Source organism: Galbitalea sp. SE-J8 (genome assembly GCF_030345695.1).
In the GTDB taxonomy this organism is placed as follows: Bacteria; Actinomycetota; Actinomycetes; order Actinomycetales; family Microbacteriaceae; genus JAUASV01.
The window spans coordinates 22,862-29,784 of sequence record NZ_JAUASV010000031.1 but is presented as its reverse complement, the minus strand read 5'-3'; the positions used below and the strand labels follow the sequence as shown (position 1 = coordinate 29,784).

6 protein-coding genes are annotated in these 6,923 nt (G+C 70.9%); all 6 read right to left on the bottom strand.

The genetic code is table 11. The features are described from left to right. Positions 1-211 precede the first annotated feature (211 nt). From QT381_RS14895 to QT381_RS14870, 6 genes are read right to left on the bottom strand one after another with little or no spacing between them, the layout of a single operon-like run. The gene (locus QT381_RS14895; RefSeq protein WP_289249825.1) at positions 212-712 is read right to left on the bottom strand and encodes a hypothetical protein; all 501 of its coding nucleotides are present in this window, start codon (positions 710-712) and stop codon (positions 212-214) included. Further along, complete coding sequence (locus tag QT381_RS14890; protein ID WP_289249824.1) at positions 709-1,320, bottom strand: RNA polymerase sigma factor; 612 nt, start codon at positions 1,318-1,320, stop codon at positions 709-711. Before QT381_RS14890 ends, QT381_RS14895 begins: the two co-directional genes overlap by 4 nt. A 43-nt stretch (positions 1,321-1,363) precedes the next feature. Continuing rightward, positions 1,364-2,740 (bottom strand): ABC transporter substrate-binding protein, encoded by a 1,377-nt coding sequence (locus QT381_RS14885; RefSeq protein WP_289249823.1) that lies wholly within the window; start codon positions 2,738-2,740, stop codon positions 1,364-1,366. A 10-nt stretch (positions 2,741-2,750) separates the two neighbouring features. Continuing rightward, positions 2,751-3,671, bottom strand: a complete 921-nt coding sequence (locus QT381_RS14880; RefSeq protein WP_289249822.1) for a carbohydrate ABC transporter permease — start codon at positions 3,669-3,671, stop codon at positions 2,751-2,753. Between the two features lie 22 nt (positions 3,672-3,693). Next, positions 3,694-4,617, bottom strand: coding sequence for a carbohydrate ABC transporter permease (locus QT381_RS14875; protein ID WP_289249821.1), 924 nt, complete (start codon positions 4,615-4,617; stop codon positions 3,694-3,696). A gap of 27 nt (positions 4,618-4,644) precedes the next feature. Further along, entirely contained in the window at positions 4,645-6,762 is a 2,118-nt protein-coding gene (locus QT381_RS14870) for an alpha-galactosidase (protein WP_289249820.1), read from the bottom strand. Positions 6,763-6,923 lie beyond the last annotated feature (161 nt).

The window sequence follows — 6,923 nt, the reverse complement described above, 5'->3', positions numbered from 1 at the left end:
GCGAAGATCCGCCAATTCATCACCGGCTGGAACGACCGCAAACACGCCTTCGTCTGGGCCAAGACCGCCGACGAAATCCTCACCAAAGCGAACCGTCAACCAACTTCAGAAACGCGACACTAGACCGGGCGACAGTCCGCTTTCGATGGGGTGCCCGTCGCTGGTGATCCCAAGCACTGCCCGCGGCGGGCACCCGGCCTTCTCACGCGTGCTAGTCGCTCGGCGAGCCGAGTCCCAGGCGCGAGCACACGTCCGCGTTGGCTGAGGGGAAGTAGCCGAACCGGCCGTCCGCGAGCACGCACGGCACGAGCGGAGGCACGGTGAACTCGCGACCGGACCCGGCCGCATCCGGGTCCGGCTCGAACTGGCCGAGCCGCCATGCAGCAGCACACATGTCCAGTCCCTGCGCGATGCGCGCCCGATCGTCAACCAGTGCGGGTGCATTTTCGCCCACCGGCGCCCCCAGGACGGCCCCGGTGTGCTGCGCGTCGAGGCTCGCGGCCGCGTAGCACTCCGCGATATTGCGCTCGACGCCCGTCGCCTGTCGCACCACGAGAGCACCGGCGGTCGCGGCGAGGGCGATCGTGGCGACGCCCGCGAGGGCGACGACGCGGTGACGCCGGGTTCGCCGCCTGGCTCGCCCCTCGATGCTCGCCGTGATCCGGTCGAGCATCCGGTCCGTGGTCTGCTCGTCAAGGGGGGTCGTGGTCATCGGGCGTTGCCTCTCAGGATCGCGAGCTCCGTGCGGAGTCGCTGGCGGATGCGGAACAGCCGGTTGCGCACTACGGCGGCGGTGACGCCGAGCGCCTCGGCGGCGTCCGCGTAGCTGCCGCCGTCGACCAGGCAGATCTCGAACACGCTCTGATCGAGCGGGCTCAGCGAGCGGACGGCCGCGCCGAGCACCCGGTGGAACTCACCGGCCTCGGCGGCTTCCTCGGCGCCCGTGACCACGAGCCGGTGCCGCTCGACCGGCGCGGGAGACTCGTGCTTCGCGCGCCGCGTCCTGGCCCGGTTCCGATTGAACGCGCAGTACCGCGCCGTCGTGAGCAGCCACGGCAGCGCAGACTCTCCCACGATTGATTCCGACCCGAGTCGCTGCCACGCCACGACGAACGTCTCCTGAACGGTCTCCTCGACATCGCCACGATCGGCGAGCGTGATCGCCGCGTAGGCGTGCACGGCGCGCACGTGACGCCGGTAGAGGGTCGTGAACGCGTCGCGATCGCCGTGGCGCATCCGCACCAGCAGCGCGCGATCGGAGTCCGAACCCAGCACCACGGCATCCCCCGTGGTGCTCTCGCCGGTCTGGAGTGCGGTCATAACCCCATAAGTGTTGACCGCATCCGATTCGTCTCACTGCGCGTCAGCGGAAGATCGCGTCGACCTGCCGGTTCGCCTTCTCGAACGTGTCCGGATCGGCACCGGCCAGGAACGCGTCCATCGTCGGGCCCATGATCTCCTGCAGGCGGGTCCAGCCCAGCACGACCGGCGACGGCACGGCCGTGCCCTCCTGCTGCTGCACGGTGAACGCCGACACGTCGACGCCCTGATCGGCGAACGCGGCGGCCGCGAGCTCCGACGAGCCGCGCAGCGCAGGGAACACCCGGGCCTGCTTCGCCACGAGGTCCTGACACTCGGGCGTCGCGAGGAACGCGACGAGTCGCTTCGCCTCCTCGGGGTGCTTGGTGCCGGCCCACACGGAGTCGCCGAGCGCCGTGGTCACGGTCGCGCGCGACCCGGTCGGGCCGATCGGCGTCGGCGCGATCCCCACCGGGAAACCGCCGGCGGATGCGATGGCGCGCGCATTCCAGGAACCCTGCGTGATCATGGCGTACCGGCCGGCCGCGAACGCATCCGTGTCGTTCATGCCCGACGACGCGACCGTGAACGTGGGCATGTAGCCCTTGTCGATGAGCCCGCGCCACCACGTCACGGTCTCGAGGAACCGCTCGTCGTCGTAGCTGAACCGCGTGCCCCACGGGTTGCGGTCGGCGTAGCTCCAGCCGTCGGCGAGCGCGAGGAACGACCACTGCGTCTCGCCGAAGCCGCCGTTGTTGTTGCGGTTGAGCCCGAGGCCGTACACCTTCACGTGCGCGCGGTCGAAGCCCGCCTCGTCGCCGCGCACCCCGTTGTCGTCGACGGTCAGGTGGGCGATGAGCCGCTCGTACGAGCCGCCGTCCCGCGGGTTCCAGTCGAGGTCCTCGAGCGTGGCCGGGTCGACCCCGGCGTCCGCGAGCTGATCGGCGTTGTAGAACAGGCCGATCGCGCTCCAGTCCTTCGGCAGGCCGTAGCGGTGGCCGTCCTGGCCCACCCACATGTCGGCGAGCCCGGGCTGGTAGTCGGCGAGGTCGACGGGCCCCGCCGGGCCGACGAGGTCGTCGAGCGGCAGCAGCTGGTCGAGGTCGGCGTAGGTGCCGAACTGCTGCGGGTGGTTCACGAACACGTCGGGCGCGGTCTCGGCGACGAGTCCGGTGGTGAGCTTCGTCCAGTAGTCGTTCCAGCCGACCTGCTCGAGGTGCACTCCCACGGTCGGGTTCGCGTCCTCGAACGCATCGAGGCACTGCTGGTAGCCGTCCATCTGGTTGGCGTCCCACATCCAGTAGGTGAGCTCGACGGGACGGTCGGATGCGGCGCTCGCGCAGCCCGAGAGGGCGAGCGTCGCGGCGGTGACGACGACGGCGGCGAGGCCGATCCGGCGGCCCGCCCGCGTCATCCGGATCGATCGGGACATCTGGGTCATTCGGTGCTCCCTACTTGATGCCGGAGTGGCCGATGGAGTTGACGATGCGCTTGCCGAGCGCGAGGAAGACGATCAGGATCGGCACCGCCGCGAGCAGCGTGGCGCCCATCAGGCCCGCCCAGTCCGGGCTGCCCTGCGGCGTCTGCGAGCGGAACGTGGCGAGCGCGACGGTGAGCACGCGCACGCTGTCGTCCTGGCCGACGAGCAGCGGCCAGAAGTAGTCGTTCCATGACTGGATGAAGGTCAGCACCGCGAGCGTCGTGATGGGCGCGGCGCTGATCGGCAGGATGAGGCGGAAGAAGCTCCGGATGCGACCGGCGCCGTCGAGCAGCGCCGCCTCCTCGAGCTCGCGCGGCACGTTCATGAAGAACTGCCGGAGGAAGAAGATCGCGAACGGCGTCATGAAGAAGGTCGGCAGCGCGATGCCCGCGTAGGTGTTGAGCAGGCCGAGCTCGCGGATGAGCACGAAGTTCGGGATGGCCGTGAAGATCGTCGGCACCATGAGCGCCGAGAGGAACACCGCGAACAGCGCGTCGCGACCGCGGAAGCGCATCCGCGCGAACGCGTAGGCGGCCATCGCGCTGAAGAACACCTGGCCGGCCGTGACGAGCACGGCGACGATGAGCGTGTTGCGCAGGTAGCCCCAGAAGTCGATGCTCGCCCCCGAGCCGCCCTGCGCGATCGCGTCCTCGCGCGTCGCGAGTCCGAACACGCGCTCGAAGCCGCCGAGCGTGAAGTGGGTGGGCAGCAGGTTGCCGGCGTCGGCCGCGAGGTAGCGGTTGTCGCTGAACGCGGTGCGCAGCATCCAGTAGAACGGGAACAGCGTGACGACGATCATGATCGCGAGCGCGACCCGGGCGAGCACGCGTCCCGCGTCGACCGGGCGCCGCGGGCGGCGCCCGGCGACGGGGCGGGCAGCTGAGACAGACATCGGTGTCCTCCGGTTCGGTTCGTCAGTCGAGATCGGTCTGGTTGGAGCGCAGCAGCTTGATCTGCAGGAACGCGACGCCCGCGAGCAGCAGGAACAGCACGACGGAGATCGCGGACGCGTACCCGAAGTCGAGCTGCCCGAACGCGAGGTTGTAGATGTACAGGTAGATGACGCGCGTGGCGTTCACCGGCCCGCCGTTCGTCGTCACCGAGACCGTGTCGAACACCTGGAACGACCCGGTCACTGTGATGACGAGCACCATCGCGAGGATGGGGCGCAGCAGCGGCAGCGTGATGCGGAAGAACTTGGCGCGCTCGCCTGCTCCGTCGAGGTCGGCGGCCTCGTAGACGCTCGGGTTGATCGCCTGCAGTCCGGCGAACACGAGCAGCGCTGTGTAGCCCGCGTGCCGCCACACGTTGATCATCGCGATGGTCGGCACCGCGAGCTCGGGATCGCCGAAGAACGCGACCGGGTCGATGCCGAGCCAGGTGAGCATCTGGTTCACGATGCCCACCTGGTAGTCGAGCATGAAGTACCAGACCAGGGCGACGACGACGTTCGCGACGAAGTACGGCATGAGGGCGATGCCGCGCACGAGCGTGGAGCTCGTGGCCCGGTGCAGCAGCAGCGCGAGCAGCACCGCGACGATGGTCTGCACGCCGATGTTGATGACGACGTAGACCGCCGTCACGCCGAGCGAGTTCCAGAACAGGTCGTCGCCGAGCAGCCGCTGGTAGTTCGCGAGGCCGACCGGCGTCGGGTCGCTGAGCACGTTGTAGTCCGTGAAGCTCAGGTACGCGCCGCGGATCGCGGGCCACAGGTAGAACGCGACGAGCCCGATCGAGGCGGGCAGCAGGAAGAACAGCACGAGGTGCGCCTCACCGCTGCGGATGCGGCTCCACAGCGACCGGCGCTGTCCCGGTCTGGCGTTCGCGAGTGTCGTCATTGTCATCTCTCCTGGTCGGGCGTCGGATCAGATCCGGGTGACGCGCAGCAGCAGCAGCTGCTCGGGGAAGAGGGCCGGCGCCTCGACGCCGACCGTCGTGAGCACCGCGCCGGGCAGCACGGCCGGTCCCGGTGTGAGCCACGGCGGCATCCGGGTTCCCGCGGGCACGCCGGCGGGGCCGGCGATCTCGACGCGGTAGCGCGCGGCCGGGTCGAGCCCGGGCAGGAGCACGCGGCGCGGCGGCGCGGCCACGCCGGTCGTGACGGCGGTGAGCGCGAAGAGCGCATCCGATCCGTCCGGCGCGACGACGCCGTGCACGGTGAGCGCCGGGTCCGGGTGATCGCCGTGCACGACGGCGCCGGTGTGCAGCAGCGCCCGCACGCCGCGGTGGAACGCGATCCAGCCGGCGAGCTCCTCGCGCTGCCCGGCGGTCGCCTCGGTGAGGTCCCACTCGATGCCGAGGTGGCCGAACACGGCCGTGCCGGCCCGGAAGGCGAGGTCGTGGCGCCGCCCCGTGGTGTGGGCGCGCTCGGCTCCGATGTGGGCGCCCATCATCTCCGGCGGCACGAGCAGCGACGTGTAGCGCTGGATCTGCTGGCGCTCGAGCGCGTCGATGGTGTCCGAGGTCCAGACCCGGTCGGTGAGCTCGAGCACGCCCAGGTCGACCCGGCCGCCGCCCGACGCGCACGACTCGATCTCGAGCGCGGGATGCCGCTGCCGCAGCTCCGCGAGCAGCCGGTAGAACGCGAGGGTCTGCTCGTGCACGGCGGCCGCACCGGTCGCGCGCGTCGCGGCCTCGATGAGGTCGCGGTTGTGGTCCCACTTGACGTAGTCGATGGCGTACTCGGAGAGGATCGCGTCGATGCGCGCGAGCACGTGCTCGTACGCCGCCGGGATGCTCAGGTTGAGCACCTGCTGCGACCGGGACTCCACGGGCAGCCGGTCGCCGGGCGCCATGATCCATTCCGGGTGCTCCCGCGCGAGGTCGGAGTCGAGATTGATCATCTCCGGCTCGAACCACAGGCCGAACTGCATGCCGCGGGCGTGCACGTGGTCGATGAGCGGGCCGAGCCCGTCGGGCCAGACGCCCTCGTCGACGTACCAGTCGCCGAGCCCCGCGGTGTCGTCGCGGCGGTGGCGGAACCAGCCGTCGTCGAGCACGTAGCGCTCGACGCCCGCCTCGGCGGCGAGGTCGGCGAGGCGCTCGAGCGCGGCGAGGTCGTGGTCGAAGTACACGGCCTCCCACACGTTGAGCAGCACGGGACGCGGGGACGACGGATGCTGCGCCCGCCCGCGCAGGAACGCGTGGAACCGCGCCGCCACGGCGTCGAGTCCCGCGCCGTACGACCCGTAGAGCCAGGGCGTCTGGTAGCTCTCGCCGGCCGCGAGCCGCACCTCGCCGGGGAGCAGCGCCTCGCCGCCGGCGAGGATCGCGTCGCCGAACGGCACGCGCTCGGCGAGCGCCCGGTGGTTGCCCGACCATGCCACGTGCACGGCCCACACCTCGCCGCTGCGGAAGCCGAAGGCGGGGGTGCCCGCGGCGAGGATGGTGCTCGCGTCGTGGCCGGTGCGGCCGCGCAGGCTCTCGCGCAGGTGGGTGCCGAGGGTGAACGGCGACCGTTGCGGGCTGCGCTCGCGCAGGTGCCGGCCGGTGAGGTCGAGCAGCTCGGTGGCGCGCGCCGGCACGGCGAGCACGGGCGTGAGCTCGTCGACCGTGTAGGGCAGCTCGCCGGTGTTCGTGAGGCGCGCGCGCGTGCGCAGCAGCCCCTCGCGGGTCAGCTCGACGCGCAGCCGGAGGGCGAGCCCTGCGCCCTCGTCGATCGCGTCGTACTCGACCACGCTCTCCGACTCGTGCGCGACGTCGCGCACCGCGAACCGCGGCGTCGTCCAGCCCGTGTCGCGGTGACCGCGCAGGCCGCCGGAGCCGAGCCAGCCCTCGGCCTGGGTCGGCACGATCGACGGCTGCACGGGCACGTCCGGCGTGTTCGAGACCACGGGCGGAACGGTCACGCGCGCGAGCTCGTCGAGGTCGGCCGCGGAGAGCTCGCCGAGCACCGCACCCCAGTGCGCGATGCGCGGCAGGCCGGTGCCCGCGGCGACGAGCACGACGCTCACGTCGGCGGTTCGCAGGTGAAGTGCGCGCACGGTCGGTGACTCCTGTGTCAGTGAAGAGGAACGGCATTATGTGTACCACACAAATAATCCGGCGACAAAACCGGGCCATCTACCGGGGCGGTCGGCCCGGTGCGCGCTGGATGTCCGGATATGGGTTGCGCACGGCAACTAATAGTCGGCCATAATCGGAG